Origin of the sequence: Amycolatopsis sp. PS_44_ISF1, from assembly GCF_032335455.1 — a bacterium.
GTDB lineage: Bacteria > Actinomycetota > Actinomycetes > Mycobacteriales > Pseudonocardiaceae > Amycolatopsis.
Map to the genome: position 1 here is coordinate 159,274 of NZ_JANUXO010000005.1, position 22,032 is coordinate 181,305.

Annotated in this window: 13 protein-coding genes; 10 read left to right on the plus strand and 3 right to left on the minus strand. The window is 71.5% G+C overall.

Annotated features, from left to right (window positions below; translation table 11 throughout):
• Nucleotides 1–21 precede the first annotated feature (21 nt).
• The 6 genes from NYF13_RS34335 to NYF13_RS34360 all read left to right on the plus strand — a co-directional run bounded on the left by NYF13_RS34335 (nucleotide 22) and on the right by NYF13_RS34360 (nucleotide 12,100).
• The gene (locus tag NYF13_RS34335; protein WP_315662501.1) at nucleotides 22–3,120 is read left to right on the plus strand and encodes a ThuA domain-containing protein; all 3,099 of its coding nucleotides are present in this window, start codon (nucleotides 22–24) and stop codon (nucleotides 3,118–3,120) included.
• Nucleotides 3,117–4,121 carry a sugar phosphate isomerase/epimerase family protein gene (locus NYF13_RS34340; RefSeq protein WP_315662191.1) on the plus strand — a complete coding sequence of 335 codons (1,005 nt, stop codon included), beginning with the start codon at nucleotides 3,117–3,119 and terminating at the stop codon, nucleotides 4,119–4,121. The genes NYF13_RS34335 and NYF13_RS34340 overlap by 4 nt, the downstream gene beginning before the upstream one ends.
• 13 nt (nucleotides 4,122–4,134) lie before the next feature.
• Complete coding sequence (locus tag NYF13_RS34345; protein WP_315662192.1) at nucleotides 4,135–5,022, plus strand: sugar phosphate isomerase/epimerase; 888 nt, start codon at nucleotides 4,135–4,137, stop codon at nucleotides 5,020–5,022.
• 14 nt (nucleotides 5,023–5,036) lie between these two features.
• Nucleotides 5,037–6,173, plus strand: coding sequence for a multicopper oxidase domain-containing protein (locus NYF13_RS34350; RefSeq protein WP_315662193.1), 1,137 nt, complete (start codon nucleotides 5,037–5,039; stop codon nucleotides 6,171–6,173).
• 30 nt (nucleotides 6,174–6,203) lie between these two features.
• Nucleotides 6,204–10,145 (plus strand): ThuA domain-containing protein, encoded by a 3,942-nt coding sequence (locus NYF13_RS34355; protein ID WP_315662195.1) that lies wholly within the window; start codon nucleotides 6,204–6,206, stop codon nucleotides 10,143–10,145.
• 71 nt (nucleotides 10,146–10,216) lie between these two features.
• Nucleotides 10,217–12,100, plus strand: a complete 1,884-nt coding sequence (locus NYF13_RS34360; protein ID WP_315662197.1) for an OmpL47-type beta-barrel domain-containing protein — start codon at nucleotides 10,217–10,219, stop codon at nucleotides 12,098–12,100.
• A gap of 59 nt (nucleotides 12,101–12,159) precedes the next feature.
• On the opposite strand, the gene NYF13_RS34365 is transcribed toward NYF13_RS34360, so the two are convergent.
• Complete coding sequence (locus tag NYF13_RS34365) at nucleotides 12,160–13,902, minus strand: glycosyl hydrolase family 18 protein (RefSeq protein WP_315662198.1); 1,743 nt, start codon at nucleotides 13,900–13,902, stop codon at nucleotides 12,160–12,162.
• 283 nt (nucleotides 13,903–14,185) lie between these two features.
• Nucleotides 14,186–14,752: a TetR/AcrR family transcriptional regulator gene (locus NYF13_RS34370; RefSeq protein WP_315662200.1), complete on the minus strand. Its 567-nt coding sequence runs from the start codon at nucleotides 14,750–14,752 to the stop codon at nucleotides 14,186–14,188.
• An 87-nt stretch (nucleotides 14,753–14,839) separates the two neighbouring features.
• Here NYF13_RS34370 and NYF13_RS34375 point away from each other — a divergent pair, with 87 nt between their 5' ends.
• Together NYF13_RS34375 and NYF13_RS34380 are read left to right on the plus strand one after the other, a co-directional pair.
• Nucleotides 14,840–15,721 (plus strand): SDR family oxidoreductase, encoded by an 882-nt coding sequence (locus tag NYF13_RS34375; RefSeq protein ID WP_315662202.1) that lies wholly within the window; start codon nucleotides 14,840–14,842, stop codon nucleotides 15,719–15,721.
• A gap of 270 nt (nucleotides 15,722–15,991) precedes the next feature.
• Nucleotides 15,992–16,795, plus strand: coding sequence for an endo alpha-1,4 polygalactosaminidase (locus NYF13_RS34380; RefSeq protein WP_315662203.1), 804 nt, complete (start codon nucleotides 15,992–15,994; stop codon nucleotides 16,793–16,795).
• 37 nt (nucleotides 16,796–16,832) lie between these two features.
• Here NYF13_RS34380 and NYF13_RS34385 read toward each other — a convergent pair whose 3' ends face one another.
• Nucleotides 16,833–17,057 carry a hypothetical protein gene (locus NYF13_RS34385; protein ID WP_315662204.1) on the minus strand — a complete coding sequence of 75 codons (225 nt, stop codon included), beginning with the start codon at nucleotides 17,055–17,057 and terminating at the stop codon, nucleotides 16,833–16,835.
• A 38-nt stretch (nucleotides 17,058–17,095) separates the two neighbouring features.
• Between NYF13_RS34385 and NYF13_RS34390 the strand changes: the two genes are divergently transcribed.
• The gene (locus NYF13_RS34390) at nucleotides 17,096–18,271 is read left to right on the plus strand and encodes a Gfo/Idh/MocA family oxidoreductase (RefSeq protein WP_315662206.1); all 1,176 of its coding nucleotides are present in this window, start codon (nucleotides 17,096–17,098) and stop codon (nucleotides 18,269–18,271) included.
• A gap of 257 nt (nucleotides 18,272–18,528) precedes the next feature.
• Nucleotides 18,529–21,951, plus strand: a complete 3,423-nt coding sequence (locus NYF13_RS34395) for a ricin-type beta-trefoil lectin domain protein (RefSeq protein ID WP_315662207.1) — start codon at nucleotides 18,529–18,531, stop codon at nucleotides 21,949–21,951.
• Nucleotides 21,952–22,032: the final 81 nt, after the last annotated feature.

A 22,032-nucleotide genomic window follows, 5' to 3' on the forward strand; every position in this document is an offset into this window, starting at 1 on the left:
CTAGGCGTGCTCCTCGCGTCGATGGTCACGGCGCTGACCGGCCTCGCGTCACCGGTGGAGGCCGAGCCGGACCACGAAGAGGCGAAGGTGCTCGTCTTCTCCAAAACCGCGGGATTCCGCCACGATTCGATTCCCGACGGGATCCAGGCCATCCGGGAACTGGGCGCGCAGAACCACTTCGAGGTGGAAGCGACCGAGGATTCGGCCGCGTTCACCGACGCCAACCTCCAGCGGTTCGGCGCGGTGGTCTGGCTCTCCACCACCGGTGACGTGCTGGACGCGGACCAGCAGGCCGCGTTCGAGCGGTACATCGCCGGCGGCGGCGGGTACGTCGGCGTGCACGCCGCCTCCGACACCGAGTACGACTGGCCCTGGTACGGCGAGCTGGTCGGCGCGTACTTCAAGTCCCACCCGAGCGTCCAGCCGGCCGAGGTCGAGGTCGAGGACCGGACGCACGAGTCCACAAAGGATCTTCCGCAGACCTGGCTGCGCACCGACGAGTGGTACAACTACCGCGACAACCCGCGCAGCCGGGTGCACGTGCTGGCCGCCCTGGACGAACACAGCTACCAGCCCGGTGACGGCGCGATGGGCGACCACCCGATCGCCTGGTGCCACGAGAGCTCCGGCGGCCGGTCCTGGTACACCGGGGGCGGCCACACCAAGGAGTCCTACGCCGATCCGGCCTTCCGCGCCCACCTCGCGGGCGGCATCCGCTACTCGGCCCGGCTCAGTGCGGACCGCTGTGACCCACCGGCCGAGGCCGACCCGGTGGACGCCGACTTCGACCAGATCACCCTGGCCCAGGGCGCGGAAAGCCTCGGCGAGCCGATCGCGCTGTCCGTGCTGCCCAACCGCGACGTGCTGCACACCTCGCGCGACGGCCGGGTCTGGTACACCACCTCCGGCGCGACCACCAAGCCGGCCGCGCGGATCCCGGTCTACAACCACGACGAGGACGGCCTGCAGGGCGTCGCCATCGACCCGGACTTCGCGAACAACCACTGGGTCTACCTGTACTACGCCCCGCAGCTGAGCACCCCGGCCGGGGACGCGCCGGAGACCGGCACCGCGGCGGACTTCGCCCCGTTCCAGGGGTACAACCAGCTCTCCCGGTTCAAGCTGACCGAGGACCACACCCTGGACCTGGCCACCGAGCAGAAGGTGCTGCAGGTGCCGGCCGAGCGCGGGATCTGCTGCCACGCCGGCGGCGAGATCGACTTCGACGCCCAGGGCAACCTGTACCTGTCCACCGGGGACGACTCCAACCCGTTCGCCTCCGACGGCTTCACCCCGATCGACGAGCGGCCCGGCCGCAACCCGGTGTTCGACGCCCAGCGCAGCGCCGGCAACACCAACGACCTGCGGGGCAAGGTGCTGCGGATCAAGGTCGGCGAGGACGGCGGTTACACCGTGCCCGCGGGCAACCTGTTCGCCGAGGGCACGGACAAGACCCGGCCCGAGATCTACGCGATGGGCTTTCGCAACCCGTTCCGGTTCGCCGTCGACCGCGAGACCGGCTGGCTGCACCTCGGCGACTACGGTCCCGACGCCGGTGCGGCCGACCCGGCCCGCGGCCCGGGCGGCACGGTCGAGTACAACCTGATCAAGAAACCGGGCAACTTCGGCTGGCCCTACTGCATCGGCGACAACCAGCCGTTCGTCGACCACGACTTCGCCACCGGGCAGTCCAGCGCGGCCTTCGACTGCGCCGCCCCGAAGAACACCAGCCCGCACAACACCGGGCTGACCGACCTGCCGCCGGTGGAGAGGGCCTGGATCCCCTACGACGGCGGCTCGGTGCCGGAGTTCGGCACCGGTTCGGAATCCCCGATGGGCGGCCCGGTCTACCACTACGACGCGGCCAACCCGTCGCCGACCAAGTTCCCCGCGTACTACGACGCCAAGACCTTCGCCTACGAGTGGGAGCGCGGCTGGATCAAGGAGATCGCGGTCGGGGCCGACGGGGAGCGCGGGGCGATCAAGCCGTTCTTCGACTCGATGACCCTGACCCGCCCGATGAACCTCGAATTCGGCCCGGACGGAGCGCTCTACGTGCTCGACTACGGCTCCGGCTATTTCGGCGGTTCCGCGGAATCGGCGGTCTACCGCATCGACTACACCAAGGGCCGCCGGACCCCGGAGGTCAAGGTGGCCGCGGACCGGACCTCGGGCCAGGGCCCGTTGACCGTGCGGTTCGACCCGGCCGGCACCCACGACCCGGACCAGGACGCGCTGACCTACGCCTGGGACTTCGACGGGGACGGGACCACCGATTCGACCGAGCCGAACCCGCTCTCGCACACCTACCCCGCCAACGGCCAGTACACCGCGAAGCTCTCGGTCACCGACGCCACCGGGCTGACCGGGGCGGCCAGCCTGGTGGTCACCGTCGGCAACACCGCGCCGGTGGTCACGCTCAAGACCCCGGTCGACGGCAGCGTGTTCAGCTTCGGCGACACGGTGCCCTTCGAGGTCGAGGTGACCGACGCCGAGGACCACCCGATCGATTGCGCCAAGGTGACGGTGGAGTACATCCTCGGCCACGAGGGCCACGGCCATCCGCTGAGCCGGGCCACCGGGTGCCGGGGGACCATCGCCACCCCGGCCGACGAGGGCCACGGCCTGGACGCGAACGTGTTCGGGGTCATCAACGCGAGCTACACCGACGAGGGCGGCAACGGCGTCCCGGCGCTGACCGGTGACGCGGAATCCCTGCTGCAGCCCAAGCTGAAGCAGGCGGAGTTCTACACCCGGTCCAGCGGGATCGAGGTCGTCGCGCACGAGGGCGCCAGCGGCGGAAAGCGCGTCGGGCACATCGAGTCCGGCGACTGGATCGAGTTCGACCCGGTGAACCTGGCCGGCCTCGGCGGCATCGGCTACCGCGTCAGCTCCGGCGGGGCCGGCGGCACGATCGAGGTGCACGCGGGCGCGCCGGACGGCCTGCTGGTGCAGACCGCGCCGGTGGCGAACACCGGCGGCTGGGACAGCTACGCCGAACTGGCGCCGAGCGCGGTCACCGACCCCGGCGGCACCGGGTCCCTGTTCCTGGTCTTCCGCGGGACCGATCCCGGCGGGCTGTTCGACCTGGACGCCATCACCTTCGAGGAGCGCACATGAGCCGTCCGATCACCCTGTTCACCGGCCAGTGGGCGGACCTGCCGTTCACCGAGGTGTGCCGGCTGGCCGGCGAGTGGGGCTACGACGGCCTCGAGATCGCCTGCTCCGGCGACCACTTCGAGGTCGACCGGGCCCTGGCCGAACCGGACTACGTACCGGGGCGGCTGCGCCTGCTGGCCGAGCACGGGCTCAAGGTCTGGGCCATCTCCAACCACCTGGTCGGGCAGGCGGTCTGCGACGACCCGATCGACGAGCGCCACCGGGCCATCCTCCCGTCGCGGGTGTGGGGCGACGGCGAGCCCGAAGGCGTGCGCGGGCGGGCGGCCGCGGAGATGGCCGACACCGCGCGGGCGGCGGCGAAACTCGGGGTGGACACGGTGATCGGCTTCACCGGCTCGAAGACCTGGAAGTACGTGGCGATGTTCCCGCCGGTCGCGCAGTCGGTGATCGACGAGGGCTACCAGGACTTCGCCGACCGGTGGAACCCGGTCCTCGACGTGTTCGACGAGGTCGGTGTCCGGTTCGCGCACGAGGTGCACCCGTCGGAGATCGCCTACGACTACTGGACCACCCGGCGGGCGCTCGAGGCGGTCGGGCACCGGCCGGCCTTCGGGCTGAACTGGGACCCCTCGCACTTCGTCTGGCAGGACCTCGACCCGGTCGGGTTCATCCTCGACTTCGCCGACCGGATCTACCACGTGGACTGCAAGGACACCCGCAAGCGGTTCGACGGCCGCAACGGGCGGCTCGGTTCGCACCTGCCCTGGGGCGACCCGCGCCGGGGCTGGGACTTCGTCTCGACCGGCCACGGCGACGTGCCGTGGGAGGACTGCTTCCGCGCGCTGAACTCGATCGGCTACGCCGGACCGGTCTCGGTGGAGTGGGAGGACGCCGGCATGGACCGGCTGCGGGGCGCGGCGGAAGCCGTGACCCACCTGCGGAATCTCTTGTTCGACCAGCCGTCGGCGGCCTTCGACGCGGCTTTCAGCAACCAGAAGTGAGAGGACGGTCCCCATGTGCGGTGAAGAAGCGGAGAAGTTCCACTCCCGGCGTTCGGTCCTGCGCGGCGCGGCCACGGCGGCGGTCGCCGCGGCCGGCGCGGCGGTGGCGTTGCCCGGTATCGCGAGCGCGGCGGGCGGCGCGGAGCCCGACGGGCTGAACCACCGGCGCGGCCGGGTCCCGGTGGAGAAGATCAGCATCCAGCTCTACTCCCTGCGGACCGCGCTGGAGGCCGACCTGCCCGGCACGCTGTCCGCGCTGGCCGACATCGGCTACCGCAAGGTCGAGCTGGCCGGCACCTACGGCCGCACGGCCGAGGAGTTCCGCGGGCTGCTGGACCGCAACCACCTCCGGGCCTCCTCCACCCACGTCGGCATCGACGGCGACCTCGACCGGACCATCGCCGACGCCCGGGTGCTCGGCAACACCCGGGCCAACGTGCCGTTCGCGGCCTTCGACACCATCGCGGGCTGGAAGGAGTTCGCCGGCCGGATGGACGCGGCCGCACGGGCGTTCCGCCGGTCGGGCATCGCGCTCGGCTACCACAACCACGCGCACGAGTTCGCCCCGATCGAGGGCGTGCTGCCCTACGACGTGCTGCGGGCGAACACCAACCCGTGGCTCGTGCACCTGGAGATCGACCTGTTCTGGGCGGTCGAGGGCGGGGCCGACCCGATCACGCTGTACCGCAAGAACTTCCCGCGGACCACGCAGTACCACGTGAAGGACCGCACGGCCGACGGCCGGATGGTCGACCCCGGCCAGGGGGTGATCGACTTCCCGCGCATCTTCCGGGCCACCACGGCCAACCTGGCCGAGTACATCGTCGAGCACGACAACCCGGCCGACGCGCTGACCACCGCGCAGAACGGCTTCAGCTACCTCCACCACGTCCGCTTCTGACGGGGGAATCCACCATGGACGAAAGAATCAAGCGCGGGCTGTCCCGCCGGTCGGTGCTGGCCGGGGCCGCGGCCGGGGTGGTGGCGCCGGTCGCCGTCGCCAGCGCGGCCGGCTCCTCACTGGCCGCCGCGGCCGGGCTGACCCGGCAGGTCACCCTCTACGCCGACTACCTGCCCGGCAGCACCCGGGTCGGCTACGGGGTGAAGCCGGGCCAGCCGACCATCCCCGGGCCGCTGCTGGAGATGTACGAGGGGGACACCTTCGAGATCGAGCTGGTCAACAACACCGACCAGCGGCTGTCCATCCACCCGCACGGCGTGCTCTACGACACCGGTTCCGACGGCTCGCCGTTCAACGCCTCGTTCAACGACCCGGGGGAGACCAAGACCTACGTCTGGCGCAGCCGCGCGGCCTACCAGGCGGCGAACGGGCTGTGGATGCCCGGCAGCGCCGGCTACTGGCACTACCACGACCACGCCTTCGGCGGCGACCACGGCACGGTGGGCCTGCTGAAGGGGCTCTACGGCGGGCTGATCGTGCGCAAGCGCGGCGACCTGCTGCCGGCCAAGACGTTCACCGTGGTGTTCAACGAGATGTGGATCAACCACCAGATGGCGCCGGACACCCCGATCTTCGAGGCCAACCTCGGGCAGCGGGTGGAGTTCCTCTGCGTCGGCTACGGCAACCTGATGCACACCTTCCACCTGCACGCCCACCGCTGGGCCGACACCCGCACCGGCATGCTGACCAGCGCCACCGACAACGCGCCGGTGATCGACAACAAGACCCTGGACCCGGGCAACTCGTTCGGCTTCCAGGTGATCGCGGGCGACGTGGTCGGGCCGGGCGCGTGGATGTACCACTGCCACGTCCAGCAGCACTCCGACGACGGCATGTCCGGGGTGTTCCTGGTCCGGAACGCCGACGGCGGGATGCCCGCCGGGGCGCAGGACGCGCTCGACCGGTTCAAGCAGCACCACCACGGGTCCGCGAAGGCCGAACCGGCCACCCCCGCGCCGCCCACCGTGGCCACCGACGCCTCGGCCCGGACGGCGAAGCCCATGGCCGAGACGCCGGGGATGGACATGTCCGGAATGGACCTGTCCGGAATGGACCTGAGCGCGATGGACATGAGCGGGCACCACCACTAGTTCCCCGACCATCACGAAAGGAGCGAGAGAATGAGACGAAACGTCTCGCAACGCTGGTTGCGCCGACGGCCGTTGGCCGCCTTGGCGGTCGGGGCGGTGGTCGCCGCCGGTCTGCCGCTGGCGATCACCCCCGTGGCCCAGGCCGCGGCGAACGTCCCGATCGACGTCCTGGTCTTCCACGGCCCCGCCGCGGACCAGAAGGACCCGGTGCTGCGCGCCACCGACGCGATCACCAGCCTGGGGCAGGCCAACGGGATCACCGTCACCGCCGCTTCGGACCCGGCGGTGTTCAGCCCGGCCGGGCTGGCCAAGTACCGCGGCGTGGTCTTCCTGTCCGCGCAGGGGGTCACGCTCAGCCGTGACCAGGAGACCTCGCTGCAGAACTACATGAAGGCCGGCGGCGGCTTCCTCGGCCTGTCCGATGCGGCCCGTGCGCAGGACGGCTCGCAGTGGTTCTCCGGACTGATCGGCGCCCGCCCGGTGGGCGCGCGCCCGACCCCGGTGGCGATCACCGCCAGCGCGGAGAACCCGCCGGGGGAGTCCAAGGAGAAGCTGGCCGACAACGACCCGTCCACCAAGTGGCTGGCCTTCACCCCGACCGGCTGGGTGGCCTACCGGCTGGCCGCCCCGGCCGCGATCAGCAGCTACGAACTGGTCTCGGCCAACGACTACGAGGGCCGCGACCCGAAGAACTGGACCTTCCAGGGCTCCCAGGACGGGACCACCTGGACCGACCTGGACACCCGGACGAACGAGAAGTTCGCCGATCGGGGCCAGCGCCGGACCTTCAGCTTCACCAACACCACGGCCTACACCCACTACCGGCTCACCATCACGGCGAACGGCGGCGAGCCGCTGGTCCAGCTCGCCGACTTCACCCTGGCCACCGACCCGAACGCCCCGCCGCCCCCGGAGGCCGCTCCGGCCAAGGCCACCGTCGACGTGCTGGACCAGGCGAACCCGGCGACCGCCGGGCTGCCGAAGAAGTGGAGCCGCACCGACCGCTGGCCCAACTGGGAGGTCAACCCGGTGGGCACCGTGCACACGGTGGCCCAGGTCGAGGAGGCCGGCTACACCCCGGGCCCGGGCGCGAACGGCGCGTTCCACCCGATCTCCTGGTGCCGTGACTACGACGGCGGCCGCTCCTTCTACACCGGCATGGGCCGGACCGAGGCCAGTTACGGCGAGTCCGACTTCCGCCGCCACCTGCTCGGCGCGCTGAAGTGGACCACCGGCATGGTCCGCGGCGACTGCAAGGCCGGCATCGCGGCGAACTACAAGGTCGAGCGCCTGACCGCGAAGAACCAGCCCGGCCAGCTCGACCAGATCGGCGAGCCGCACGGGCTCACCATCGCCCCCGACGGCAAGGTGTTCTACATCGGCCGCGCCGCCTGCCCGACCGGTCCGGTGGTCAGCTGGGACGACCCGAACGTCGGCCTCGGCTGCGGCACGATCCACCAGTGGGACCCGGTGTCCAAGAAGCCCAAGCTGCTGACCACGTTGAAGGTGATGGGCAACCGCGGCGCCGGGGACGAGCTGGTCAAGAACGAAGAGGGCCTGCTCGGGCTCACGCTGGACCCGAAGTTCGGCGAGAACGGCTGGATGTACGCGTACTGGATGCCGCACGACTCGATCGACCGCGTCAAGCAGGTCGGCAAGCGCACGGTCTCCCGGTTCACCTACGACCTGAAGAACCAGACCCTGGACCAGTCCACCCGCAAGGACCTGTTGTCCTGGGAGGTGCAGATCCACAGCTGCTGCCACGCCGGCGGGGGCATGGACTTCGACTCCGGCGGCAACCTCTACATCGGCTCCGGTGACAACAACTCGTCGCAGGGTTCGAACGGCTACTCGGGCAACAACTGGACCGAGGAGTACCAGGGCATCTCGTTCCAGGACGCCCGCCGCACCGCCGGCAACACCAACAACCTGGCCGGCAAGATCCTGCGGATCCACCCGGAGGCCGACGGCACCTACACCATCCCGGCGGACAACCTGTTCCCGGTGGGCAAGTACCCGGCGGACAAGACCCGCCCGGAGATCTACGTGATGGGCGTCCGGAACATCTCCCGGCTGCACATCGACCGGAAGACCAACCTGCTGCACGCGGCGTGGGTCGGCCCGGACGCGTCCTCGCCGAGCCCGGAGCTCGGCCCGGCCAAGTACGAGACCGCCACGGTGATCTCCCGGGCCGGCAACCAGGGCTGGCCGTACTGCATGGGCAACAAGCAGCCCTACCGCGACCGCAGCAGCACCAACGCCGCGGAGCTGACCGGCTGGTACGACTGCGACAACCCGGTCAACACCTCGCCCCGCAACACCGGCCTGGTGAACCTGCCGCCGATCAGCAAGAACATGATCTGGTACTCGCCCGACGGCGGCGGCCCGGTGTTCCCGAACCGGCCGAACAGCTCCGTCCCGACGTACAACGCGGCCGACGCGACCTACACCGAGCCCTACCTCAAGGGCGGCGGCCAGGCCGTGATGGACGGGCCGACCTACCACCGCGACCTGGTCAACCCGGCCAGCGGTGCGGCCTGGCCGGCGTACTGGAACGACAAGTGGTTCATCGGCGACGAGAGCAACGGGCAGAACCGGATCGCGGTCACCGTCGACCCGGCCGGGGTGCCCCAGCAGGACCCGCCGCTGTTCGCCGAAACCCTGCGCCAGATCCTGCCTTCGGGGGGCGGCGACCAGAAGCTCCAGACCTGGATGGACGCCAAGTTCGGTCCGGACGGGGCGCTGTACCTGCTCGACTACGGCAGCGGCTTCTTCACCCTGGACGGCAACCAGAAGCTGCTGAAGGTCAGCTACACCGGCGGCGGGCCGACCCCGGCCGCGACCGCGTCCTCGACCATGGTGCAGAACAAGCCGCTCACGGCCGCCTTCACCGGGTCGAAGTCGGGCGGGGTCTCCTACAAGTGGGAGTTCGGCGACGGCGCGGTGTCGACGCAGGCCGACCCGCGGCACACCTACCCGGGCACCGGCCTGTTCACGGCCAAGCTGACCACCACCTACGCCGACGGTGAGACGGTGACCACGAAGACCCCGGTCGACGTCGGGTGCTTCGTGGCCGACCCGAGCCCCACGGTGACCATCGGGGACACCGACACCGCGGTGCCCAACCGCAACGCGGGCGGGGGCTGCACGGCCGACGACCTGATCGACGACGAGAGCACCTGGACCAGCCACGCCGGTTTCGTCAACCACGTCCGCCAGGCCGTGGACGGGCTGGCCGACCGGGGCGTGGTGAACGAGGCCGAGGCGGAGAAGCTCAACGCCGCCGCCGCCGCGTCACCGATCGGGAACAAGGGCGTGACCGGGTACGACGCGATCTACGACGGCACGGCCGAATCGTTCCGCAACTGGACGCAGGCCCCTTCGGGGGAGTTCACGATGCAGCCGGACGGCTCGCTGAAGCCCTCCGGCGGTCTGGGCATGCTGTGGTACTCGGCGCGGCAGTACGGGAACTTCTCGGTGAAGCTCCAGTTCAAGGACGTGGCCCCGACCGGCAGCGCCAACAGCGGGGTGTTCGTCCGGTTCCCGGATCCGCGCACGCCGCTGGAGCAACGGCCGCCGGGAAGCTGCGGCACCGTCGGCGCGGCGCGGACCTCGCCGGCCTGGGTCGCGATCTTCTGCGGCCACGAGGTCCAGCTCTACGACGGGGCGACCGGTGAGCCGCAGAAGACCGGGTCGATCTACAACTTCGACCCACGCCCGCTCGACCAGGCCGGAGTGAAGCCGAAGGGCACCTGGGGCGAGTACGAGGTCAAGGTCGTCGGACAGCACTACACGATCATCCGTGACGGAGCGGTGATCAACGAGTTCGACAACACCCCCGGCCAGGTCTCGTCCCGGGCGGGTGATCCCTCGACCGACTTCCGGCAGTTCGTCAGCGGGTTCATCGGCCTGCAGAACCACAGCGACAACGACCTGATGGAGTTCCGCAACATCCGGGTGCGGCAGCTGTAGAGCGCGGACGGTGCGGGCGCGCGGCATCCCGCGCGCCCGCACCGCCTGCCTGTGAGGAAGGTTCTCCCGCGATGTCGGCAAGAAAACTCGTGGTGGCCGTGCTGGCCACGGCGCTCGCCCTGCTGGGGCTGACCGGGCCGGCCACGGCCCGCCCGGTCGCCGCCGCCCCGGTCCAGACCCTGACCTGGACCGCGGGCAACAGCACCGACCACTACCTCAGCGCCCCGGCCACGGCCGTGGCCGGTGAGACCCTGGTGCTGTTCAAGAACACCGAGGCGCTCGGCTCGACCATGACCCACACCCTGACCTTCGACACGACGACGCCGGGCTACAACCACGACGTCGACCTGAACATCACCGCCAACCCCTACGACGACCAGAACGGCGAGCACCAGGCCACCATCACCCTCACCCCGGGCAAGTACCGGTTCCACTGCGTGGTGCAGGGGCACGAGAAGATGGTGGGCGAGCTGGTCGTCACCGGCGGCTCGCCGGTGGACACGACCCCGCCGTCGGTGACCGCGAACGTCACCGGAAATCGCGACACCGGCGGGAACTACGTCGGCTCGGCGACGGTGAACCTCACCGCCACCGACACCCAGTCCGAGGTGGCCGAGGTCGAGTACCAGCTCGACGGCGGCGCCTGGACCGCGTACACCGCGCCGGTGGTGGTCACCGCCCTCGGCTCGCACATGCTGCACTACAAGGCGACCGACACGGCCGGGAACGTCTCCCCCGAGGCCATGGCGTCGTTCACCGTGGTCGAACCGAAGCCGGGGGACAAGACGCCACCGACGGTGTCGGCGGAGGTGACCGGGAACCAGGATGCCTCCGGCAACTACCTGGACACGGCCACGGTGAAGCTGACCGCGTCCGACGAAGCGGGCGGTTCCGGGCTGGACAAGGTCGAGTACCGGCTCGACGACGGCGCGTGGACCGTCTACACCGCACCGGTCGCGGTGAGCACGCCGGGCATGCGGATGGTCCACTACCGGGCCTCGGACAAGGCGGGCAACCAGTCGGCCGAGGGCATGGCCCACTTCACGGTGGTCAGCAGTGACACCACCGCACCGGTCGTGACCGCTTCGGTCGCGGGCACCAAGGACGCGGACGGCAACTACGTCGGCAAGGCGACGGTGACCCTGGCCGCCACCGATTCCGGGTCCGGAGTGGGCAAGGTCGAGTACAAAGTGGATGGAGGTTCCTGGCTGGCCTACAGCGCACCCGTCGCGGTCAGCGCGGCCGGCGCGCACACGGTGACCTACCGGGCCTCGGACCAGGCGGGCAACGTCTCGGCCGAGGGCACTTCGACGTTCACGATCGTCGCGGGCGGCGACACGGTGTCGCCGTCCACGTCCATTGTGGTCAGTGGGAACCTCGACGCCGACTGGCAGTACATCGAGGACGCGACCGTCACCCTGACCGCCGAGGACAACGAGGGCGGGTCCGGAGTGGACAAGATCGAGTACAAACTCGACAGTGGCGCGTGGACGACGTACCCGGCGCCGGTGAAGGTGACCGGCATCGGCCGGCACTCGGTCTGGTACCGGGCTTCGGACAAGGCCGGCAACGTCGCCGCGGAGAAGGGCGGCTCGTTCATCATCGCCGAGGCGCCGGCGGGCCCGGACCTGTGCCCGGACTCCGACGTCCGCGAAACGGTGGTGCTCGGCTCGGCCGACAGCCAGGTCGAGAACCGCGACCTCGGTGACGGCTGCACGATCAACGACACCATCGACGACGAGTCGCAGTACGCGTCGAACAGCCAGTTCGTCAGCTACGTCAGCGCGGTCACCCGGGAACTGCTCGACGCCGGGGACCTCTCCTCGTACGAGCGGAACCGGATCATCACGGCCGCGATCGACTCCGGGATCGGCGGGACGGCGCAGTTCGTCAAGCCGCAGCCGGAGAACCCGGGGCTGACCGAGCTGGTGAAGAACTCGGCCCGGTACCTCTGACCCGGGCGCGGCCCCGCCGGCGGACGAACTCCGCCGGCGGGGCCGCGTCGATCGCGAGGTCAGGAGATGGTCAGGTCGTCCGCGTACACCGCGCCCTGGGAGTACCAGCCGTGGACCGACACGGTCACCGTGCCGGACGCGCCGGTGGTGAAGGGCACCGTCTGCTGGGTCCAGCCGCTGGAGGACGTCCACGTGCTCGCGCTCGCCCCGCCGCTCACCGACAGGTACGCGAAGTTGCCCTGCAGCCAGCCTTTCAGCGTGTACGAGTGGTTCGGCTGCAGCGTCACGGTCTGCGAGGCCTGACCGGTCTGGGTGCCGGTCGCGTTGACCTTCAGGGCGTGGGTGCCCCCGTGGGCCGGGGTCGCCACCACGGCGTCACCCGGGTCGCCGGTCCACGGGGTGAGAGCGCCGGATTCGAAGTCGCCGTTGGCCAGGCCGGTGGGCGGCGTGGTGCCGTTGACGGTGATCGTGTACGTCGCGCTGTGGCTGCCCGAAGGGCCGATGCCGGTGACGGTCAGCGGGTAGCTGCCGGAAGCCGCCGAGGAGGAGGCCGAAACGGTGAGGGTTGCGTTGCCACCCGCGGTCACCGAAGCCGGGCTCACCGAGGCGGTCACGCCGGCCGGAGCGCCGGTGACCGACAGGCTCACGCTCTGCGCGGAGCCGGCGGTGACGGCCGTGCGCACGCTCGAAGTGGTCGACGCGCCCGCGTTCACCGAAGCCGACGCCGGGCTCAGCGAAACCGAGAAGTCGTTGGCCGGTGTGCTGCCGCCCCCGCCGGTGAACGGCGCGAAGGCGTGGCTGAACTGCCAGGTGCTCTGCGCGATCCCCGAGCAGGTGTCGGACGCGGCGCTGCCGGGGCAGCCGCCGTTGTCGCGTTGCAGGGCCCAGAACGACAGGGTGTTGATGCCCTTGGACACGGCCCAGTTGTACACGGTCGTGGCGTCCGCGGTGGTGAAGGTCTCGGCCGGGCCGTAGTCGTCCACGCCGACCATCTCGGTGATGCCCACCATCGCCCACAGCTGGGCCTGCGACTTGCCCGGGTACAGCCCGGCCAGCTCGCTGATCAGCCCGTTCGCCGAGGAGATGGTGTCGTTGGCCATCTCGTGGTTCGCGCCGTCGTAGTAGTCGAAGGTCATCATGTTGACGACGTCGACCCGGGCACCGTTGCCGACCGCGTTGCGCAGCACGGCCATGCCGTTGTCGGCGAGCCCGCTGGTCGTGGTCGGCAGGGTGTAGGAGAACTGGACGGTCCGGCCGTTGGCCGCGGCCCAGTCTTCGACCTGCTTCATGGCTTTGTTGCGCCGGTCGATGCCGGCGGTGTCGGTCAGCGAGTTGTCCTCGATGTCGAAGTCGAGCCGGCTGACGTCGTAGGTGGTGATCATGTTCTCGTAGGCGGCGGCGATCTGGCCGACGTCGGTGCAACTGTCGGCGATTTCGGTACCCGCGTTGTCGGCGGCGTACCCGCCGAAGGACGGGATGACGTCACCTCCGTTGGCCCGGATGGTCTTGATCGAGCTGCCGTAGGTGGACGGCGAGATCGGTGTGCTGGTGTCCCCGTCCCAGTAGACGGTGCACGAGCCCTTCGTGGCGGCCTGGACGAAGGCCATGGTCAGGTACTTCGCCCCGGACTGCTGGGCCAGCGCGGCGGGGTCGTCGCCGTTGTAGGCCTCGAAGTACGGCGCGAAGACGTGGTTCGGCAACGCGGTGGCGGCCTGGGCGGGGCCGGCCGCGGTGAGCCCGGCGGTCGCGAAGGTGCTCGCGGCCAGGGCGAGAAGGGTGACGGTGGGTCTCAGCAGACGCATGATCGCTCCAGCGGCAACGGTGGGGATCGGTGGGATGCCCCTACCATTGGACTAGACCACTCTCTTGTCAAGGCGGTGGGTCCGGTTGGTCTAAACCATTGGCCCGGGTCGACCCGGTCGACGGGCGGAACCGGTGGGACGCGGTGGTTCCGGGGTCGTGGCGGTCCCGGGTGCGGCCGCGGGGCCGGAATGACTCGGCCTTGTCGGGCTTGTCGCTTCCGTCCGCCGTCGGGCTGCTTCTTCCGACGCTGTTCTCCGCCCACGGCGCGGGGCGCGAACCCGGTCAGTTCAGCGAAGCGCCGGCGGCCCGCAGCTCCTCCAAAGCGGCCCGCGTGCAGACCGCGAGCTCGTCCTGGCCTTCGGACCAAGCGCTGTACCCGCGCTTGAACGCGAGCACCCCCAGCTCGCTCGCCAGCGCCGCGGTCGGATCCGGCACGCCGCGAGCGATCAGCGCCGTGGTCATGGCCGCGGCGAGGCTGACGCTCTTCAGCGCGTCGCGCGCCTGAAGCTCGGCGCTCGCGGCGACGGCGGCCTTCAGCCGGGGGGCGATCTCGCGACTGGCCGGGGTCATCGCGGTCGAGGCGCGTTCGAGACCGGCCGCGACCGCTTCGAGCGGGCTGGCCCCGGGCGGGGCTTCGGCGATTCCCTCGGCCAGCAGGCGGCTCAACGTCTCCTGCCCGGCCACCAGCAGCTCGCGCTTGTCGGGGAAGTGCCGGAAGAACGTGCTCTTGGTGACCCCGGCGCGCTCGGCGATCTGCGCGACCGTGGTGGCGTCGTAACCCTGCTCGGTGAACAGGTCGACGGCGGCCACGACGAGGCGTTCGCGCGCTCCCGGTTCCCATCGGCCCATGGGCCCACCCTACGCGACGGGACTCTTGTCCCATCACCTGGTAGCGTATGACGGGACAAGAGTCCCATCACTTGCGGGAGAGTTCCCATGCGCGTTTTCCTCACCGGCGGCAGTGGTCCGGTCGGTTCCGCAGTCGTCGCCGAGCTGGTCGGCAACGGGCACACCGTCGTCGCCCTCGCCCGCTCCGACGCCTCGGCCCAGGCGGTCGAGGCGGCGGGCGCCGAGCCGCGGCGAGGGGCGCTCGGCGACCTGGACGTCCTGCGGGCCGGGGCCGAAGCGGCCGACGGGGTGGTCCACCTGGCCTTCAACGCCGACTTCAGCAGCTCCGAGGCCCTGAACCGGGCGATCGCCGAGGAGACCGTCGCCCTGGAAACCCTCGGCGAGGCCCTGATCGGCAGCGACCGGCCGTTCGTCACGGTTTCGGGCACGCCCCTGGTCCCGGGGCGGGTCGCCACCGAGGCCGACCCGCTCACGACCGACGGTCCGGTCGGCGGCCGCGGTCGCGCCGTCGCGGCGACGCTGGACCTGGCTTCGCGCGGGGTCCGGACCTCCGCCGTGCGCCTGCCGCGCACGGTCCACCACCGGGGTTCGGGCGGGTTCGCCGGGCTGCTCACGAACATCGCGCGCCGCAGCGGAGTCTCCGGCTACCCGGGCGACGGCACCCAGCGCTGGCCGGCTGTGCACGCGCTGGACGCGGCCGTCCTCTTCCGGCTCGCCCTGGAACGCGCCGAGCCCGGCACCGCCTGGCACGCCGTGTCCGACGAGGGCGACGAGGTCCGGGACATCGCCGCGGTCATCGGCCGCCGCTTGGGCCTGCCGGTCGAGCCGGTGCCGGAGGAGACCTACGCCGCCCTCGGGCCGATCTTCTCGGCCGACCAGCCCGCGTCCAGCACCCACACCCGCGAAGCGCTCGGCTGGGAGCCGAAGCACCCGCGGCTGCTGGAGGACCTGGAGAACATCCAGCCCTGAGCGGCGTCACCACGGGCGGGGTGGCTGCACCGGCCACCCCGCCCGTGGCCCGATCTGTGTTCCCTGCTCCGAAAAGCCCGGCGGCAAGCACTATCGCGCCCTTGACCCGTTCGCTCCGGCTGGCTTTACTGTGAGACGCGTCGCAAGATCGCCCGACGTCAGAGGTACGCCCAGCCGGTATGTGGCCCTGGCCACGAGCCCGGACTGAGTCGCCAGGATGCGTGGTCGTCCGAGGCGGGGTCGTGCCCTCCAGCACTTCGGAGTTCCCCCGTGCCCTTCACCCGCCTGAAGTTCTTCCGCTGCGCCGCGCTGGTCACCACGGTCCTCGGTTCCGTCCTCACCTCGGCTTGCGCCGCCTCTGCCGCGCCGGCCGTCACCCTGCCGCCCGCCGGCGCCGGGTTCGACTACCAGATCGGCGGCCCGTACGAACCGCCCGCCGGGGTCGAGATCGTCAGCCGCGACCACGGCGTCGCGCCCGCCCCGGGGCTCTACAACATCTGTTACGTCAACGCCTTCCAATCCCAGCCCAGGACCGAAGCCGGCTGGGGCGACCTGCTCCTGCGCGACGACCACGGCGAGGTGGTCCACGACCCGGAGTGGGAAGAGGAGGCCCTGCTCGACATCCGCAAGGACACCCGGCAGCGCGTCGCCGAACGGGTCGAGGTCTGGATCGACGAGTGCGCGGCCAAGGGCTACCAGGCCGTGGAGCCGGACAACTTCGACAGCTTCTCGCGTTCACAGGACCTGATCAGCGAGGACGACGCCCAGCAGTACATCCGCCTGCTCTCGGCCCACGCCCACGCGAAGGGCCTGGCGATCGCGCAGAAGAACACCTCCGAGTTCTCCGGGCACCGCACCGGGAACGGCCTCGATTTCGCCATCGCCGAGGAGTGCGGCCAGCAGAAGAACTGCGACGAGTTCACCGCCGGTTTCGGCCGGCAGGTGATCGTGCTCGAGTACACGGCCAAGGGCCTGGCCAACGCCTGCGATCGCTGGAGCGAACTGAGCATCGTGCGGCGGGACAAGCTGGTCGCTCCGAAGGGCAGCTCGGCCTACCTCCGCCAGACCTGCTGAGCAGCGTCCGCGAAGCCGCGGCGGGGCGGACCGAGTCCTATTCGGACATGGAGTACCGGCCCGGCCCGATCGCGGCGGCCGGGCCGGGGCGCGCGGTGGGGGACTGTCCCCGCCGCCCGGGCCGCCGCCCGAGCGGGTCCGGGTCACCGGCGGGTACCTTCGCCAGGGACGGCTCGACCCGCCGGCCGAGCTCGTCCTGGTGCAGCGGCCGGCGGTCCGGCTCGCCCTCGCGGCCGGCCAGGCCCCGGGCCAGCCGCCGCACCTGACCCGGTCCGTCGTCTTCGAAGGTGAGTGAATCCCGTGCCCGAACTGCGGATCGGAGTCGTCGGCGTGGGTCAGCGCGCCGGCGTGGCCACCCTGGCGAACCGGCCGGGAACCGCCCGGGTGGTCTCGTGCGCCGACCCCGACCCGCGCGGCCGGGCCGACGCCGCCCGCCTCTTCGGCGGGGCCGCGGTCCACTCGTCCTCCGAGGAGATGCTCGCCGACGAACTCGACGCGGTGTTCGTGCTGACCCCGGACCAGGCGCACACCGCGCCCGTGCTGGAGTTCCTGGCCGCCGGGGTCGCGGTGTTCGTGGAGAAGCCGCTGGCCATCGGGATCGAGGACTGCGACGCGATCCTGGCCGCCGCGGCGAAGACCGGGACCCGGCTGTTCGTCGGGCACAACCTGCGGCACCTGCCGGTGCTGCGCCGGATGCGCGCGCTGATCGACGAGGGGGTGATCGGCCGGGTCAAGTCCGTGTGGTGCCGGCACTTCGTCGGTCACGGCGGCGACTACTACTTCAAGGACTGGCACGCGGAGCGGGCCAACACCACCGGTCTGCTGCTGCAGAAGGGCGCGCACGACCTCGACGTGGTGCACTGGCTGGCCGGCGGCTTCTCCCGGCGGATCACCGGGCTGGGCGGGCTCACGGTGTACGGCGCGAACCCGCGCCGGGAGGCCGACGCCGCCGGGCGGCGGATGACCGACTGGTTCGACCGGTCGGTCTGGCCGCCGTCCGCGCTGACCGGGCTGAACCCGGTGATCGACGTGGAGGACCTGAGCCTGGTGCTGTCCGAGCTGGACAACGGGGTGCTCGCCAGCTACCAGCAGTGCCACTACACCCCGGACTACTGGCGCAACTACACGGTGATCGGCGACGAGGGCCGGATGGAGAACTTCGGCGACGGGATCCAGGGTGACGACGCGCTGATCCGGGTGTGGAACCGGGGCCGCTCGGGCTACCGGGCCGAGGGCGATCTGAACCTCCCGATCCCGCCCGAACCGGGCGGCCTCCACGGCGGTGCGGACGCGGCGCTGGTCACGGAGTTCCTGCGGTTCGTCGCCGAGGGCGGCGCGATCGAGACCTCCCCGGTCGCCGCCCGCGAAGCCGTCGCGGCCGGTGTCGCGGCGACGGAATCCCTGCGCTCGGGTGGCCGCCCGGTCGAGGTCCCGCCGGTGGATCCGGCGGTGCTCCGCTACTTCGGCGCGGCCTGACGCGTCCCGGGTTCGAGGCGGGCGAGTGCGGCCGCTTCGCCGGATCGGCGGCCACGGCTGTGCCCCGGGCCCGGTCCCGAACTCGATACCGCCGATCGCCCGGGCCCGGGCCCCAGGGTTCGTTCGTTCGGCGGATGCGGTGTCCACCGGACAAGCGCCAGATTCTTACTGACCGCTCGCCACCGAATCCCGTGGGGTGCCCTGTGTCGCGACGCTTTCCGCTCCTTCGCTCGTGGGGTCACGGGATCCTCGCCGCCGTGGTGGTGGCCTCGGTGTCCTTCGCCGCCACCCCGGCCGCGCACGCCGCGTCGAACGTGGTCACCGACGGCCACGCGCGGTTCGAGGTGCTGACCCCGACGCTGATCCGGCTCGAGTACGCCGGGGACGACCGGTTCCAGGACCAGTCCAGCTTCACCGCGCTCAACCGGAACCTGCCGGTGCCCGCGTTCACCACCGACGTGGCCGGCGGCTTCCGCGAGATCCACACCGCCGGGGTGACCCTGCGGTACCGGCAGGGCAGTGGCCCGTTCACCGCCGCCAACACCTCGGTCCAGCTCGCGGGCACCGCCGTCACGGGGGCGCCCGCGTTCCCCTCGTACTGCGCGTTCGGCGCGGCCTGCCAGGCGGAGAACGGGCTGCTCGGCGGCACCGCCTCCACCGCCTACGACCACCAGGGCTACTCCGGCTCGGGGTTCGCCGCCGGGTTCACCTCCGCCGGTTCGAGCGTGACGCAGGAGGTGTCCGCGGTCCCGGCCGCGGGCAGCTACCGCCTGGCCGTGCGCTACGCCAACGCGGCCGGTGGCGACGGCCAGACCACCACCCGGACCCTGGCGACCACTGTGGACGGTGTCACCGGGCCCACGCTCACCCTGCCGGCCACCGGTTCCTGGGACACCTGGGCCACCGCTTCGGCCGCGATCAACCTCGGCGCGGGCACCCACACCGTGCGGATCGCCCAGGACCGGGGCGCCTCCGGCAACGTCAACCTCGACAGCGTCGCCGTGACCCCGGCGGGCGCGGCGTACCCGGGCGCGGACGAGACCCTGCTGAGCACCGGTTACGGCGCCGGCCCCAAGAACGTGCTCGGCGGCTGGGACCGTTCGCTGGACAACCCCGAAACCGTGCCCACCCCCGAGCACCCGGGCCTCCTCGACCGCGACGGCTGGTACCTGCTCGACGACACCCGCACCCCGCTGCTGAACCCGGACAAGACGATCACCGACCGCCCGGCGCACGGCGGGCAGCCGTACGAGGACGGCTACCTCTTCGGCTACGGACAGGACTACAAGCGGGGCCTGGGCGATCTCAACGCGCTCAGCGGCGGTGCCGCGATGCTGCCCCAGTCCGCCTACGGGGTCTGGTTCTCCCGCTACTACGCCTACACCGCGGCCGACTACCGGAACTCGCTGCTGCCGGCGTTCCGGTCCAGCTTCACCCCGATCGACTGGCTGGTGGTCGACACCGACTGGAAGTCGCCGTCGCAGTGGAACGGCTGGAACTGGAACCCGGCGCTGTTCCCGGACCCGCAGGGGTTCCTGGACTGGACCAAGCAGCAGGGCCTTTCGGTCTCGCTGAACATCCACCCGTCCATCGCGGGTGACGACCCGAAGTTCGCCACCGCGAACGCGCAGGCCGGCGGGCTGCTCTCCAGCGGCGGCAACGACCACAGCTGGGACTGGACCAACCCCGCGCACCTCAAGTCGTACCTGGACCTGCACCAGCCGTTCGAGCAGCAGGGCGTCCGGGAGTGGTGGCTGGACTACTGCACGGGCTGCGGCGCTTCGCGGGCGGGTGACCCGCACGTGGCGGCGGACAACTTCATCAACCAGGCCTACGCCGAGGACGCCCGGGCCCGTGGCCTGCGCGGCTTCTCCTTCGCGCGGATCGGCGGCGCCGAGCAGGGCGGCATCCACAGCTCGTACCCGTCCGGCCCGTGGTCGGAGCGGCGCAACACCCTGCAGTTCACCGGCGACACCCCGGCCGGCTGGGACATGCTCGGCTTCGAGGCGCGGTTCACCCCGGACGAGTCCGCGGCCGGGCTGGTCAACGTCAGCCACGACATCGGCAGCTTCCACGGCGGGCACCTGCCCGACGACCTGTACGCGCGGTGGGTGCAGCTGGGCACGTTCCAGCCGGTCGACCGCCTGCACTCCGACCACGGCGACCGGCTGCCGTGGAACTACACCGGCGACGCCGCGGCGAGCGCGGAAAAGTTCCTGCGGCTGCGCGAATCGCTGGTGCCCTACACCTACACCCTGGCGCGGCAGGCGAACACCACCGGCGTCCCGCTCACCCACCCGCTCTACCTGGACTACCCGGCCCAGGAAGACGCCTACACCCACCCGCAGGAGTACCTGTACGGCGACAACGTCCTGGTCGCGCCGATCACCTCGGCCGCCGGCTCGGTCAGCGCCTGGATCCCGCCCGGCACCTGGACCGACTACTTCACCGGCGCGAGCTACACCGGCCCGTCGACCACCACGCTGTCCGCCCCGCTGACCAGCATGCCGGTGCTGGTGAAGTCCGGCGGCATCGTCCCGACCCGCACCGACTACACCCAGGACCAGCACCAGCCGCTGACCCAGCTGACCCTCTCGGTCGGCGCGGGCGCCGACGGGAACTTCTCGCTGTACCAGGATTCCGGCGAGGGCACCGGACCGTCGGCCACCACGCCGATCCGCTGGAACGACGCCGGCCGGACGCTCACCGTCGGCGCCGCGGCGGGCACCTACCCGGGCGCTCCGTCCGCCCGTGCCTACACCCTGCGGCTGAGCAACACCGTCGCGCCGACCGCGGTGTCGGTGGACGGCGGGCGGCTGCCGGAGACGGCGTGGGCCTACAACTCCGACGCCCGCACCGTCACCGTGAACACGGCGAGCCTGCCGGTCGGCAGCGCGCACACCGTGACGTTGACGGGCAGCGCGGCGGGCAATCCGTCCTCGGGCGAGGTGCTGGGCTCGGGCGGGCGGTGCCTGGCCGTGCGCGGCGGGACGTCCGCGGACGGGCAGCCGATCGAAACGGCGCCCTGCGACCATTCCGCGGGCCAGCTCGTCACCCCGCCGGCCGCCGGGGCGGTCCGGGTGCTCGGCAAGTGTCTGGACGCGGCGAACGCCGGCACCGCCGCCGGCACCACCGTCCAGCTCTACACCTGCAACGGCACCGGCGCGCAGTCGTGGGCCCTCCAGGCCAACGGCACCCTGGTGAACCCGGCGTCCGGCCGCTGCCTGGCCGTGCCGGACGGCGGCGCGGCGCGGCTGGACGACTGCTCGACCGCGCCCACCCAGTCCTGGCGCTTCCCGCCGGCCCCGATCAGCGGCCCCGGCGGCCAGTGCGCGGACGTCGCCGGCGCCGACCCGTCGTCCCCGGCCCCGGTGCAGTTGTGGGGCTGCAACACCAGCGACGCCCAACGCTGGTCCGCCCCCGGCGACGGCACGCTGCGCGCGTTCGGCAAGTGCCTGGACGTCGCCCACGGCGACACCGCGAACGACACCCCGGTGCAGTTGTGGGACTGCAACGGCTCCGGGGCCCAGACCTGGGTCACGCGGGCGGACGGCTCACTGCTCAACCCGTCCTCGGCCCGCTGCCTCGACGACCCGGACAACGCCGGCACCCCGGGCGACCGGCTGCGGATCCACGACTGCAACCAGACGGCGGCGCAGCGGTTCACCCTGGGCCGCTGAGGTCTTCACCCGGACGCCGGACGCAGCACCGCGACCAGCCGTGAGGCGAACTCGCGGGCCGGCATGGCCTCCGGCCGGGCG

What these genes read in the sequence shown, in the direction of transcription:
- NYF13_RS34335 (WP_315662501.1), top strand. Translation starts at nt 22, where the DNA reads ATGGTCACGGCGCTGACCGGCCTCGCGTCACCGGTGGAGGCCGAGCCG.
- NYF13_RS34340 (WP_315662191.1), top strand. Translation starts at nt 3,117, where the DNA reads ATGAGCCGTCCGATCACCCTGTTCACCGGCCAGTGGGCGGACCTGCCG.
- NYF13_RS34345 (WP_315662192.1), top strand. Translation starts at nt 4,135, where the DNA reads ATGTGCGGTGAAGAAGCGGAGAAGTTCCACTCCCGGCGTTCGGTCCTG.
- NYF13_RS34350 (WP_315662193.1), top strand. Translation starts at nt 5,037, where the DNA reads ATGGACGAAAGAATCAAGCGCGGGCTGTCCCGCCGGTCGGTGCTGGCC.
- NYF13_RS34355 (WP_315662195.1), top strand. Translation starts at nt 6,204, where the DNA reads ATGAGACGAAACGTCTCGCAACGCTGGTTGCGCCGACGGCCGTTGGCC.
- NYF13_RS34360 (WP_315662197.1), top strand. Translation starts at nt 10,217, where the DNA reads ATGTCGGCAAGAAAACTCGTGGTGGCCGTGCTGGCCACGGCGCTCGCC.
- NYF13_RS34365 (WP_315662198.1), bottom strand. Translation starts at nt 13,902, where the DNA reads ATGCGTCTGCTGAGACCCACCGTCACCCTTCTCGCCCTGGCCGCGAGC.
- NYF13_RS34370 (WP_315662200.1), bottom strand. Translation starts at nt 14,752, where the DNA reads ATGGGCCGATGGGAACCGGGAGCGCGCGAACGCCTCGTCGTGGCCGCC.
- NYF13_RS34375 (WP_315662202.1), top strand. Translation starts at nt 14,840, where the DNA reads ATGCGCGTTTTCCTCACCGGCGGCAGTGGTCCGGTCGGTTCCGCAGTC.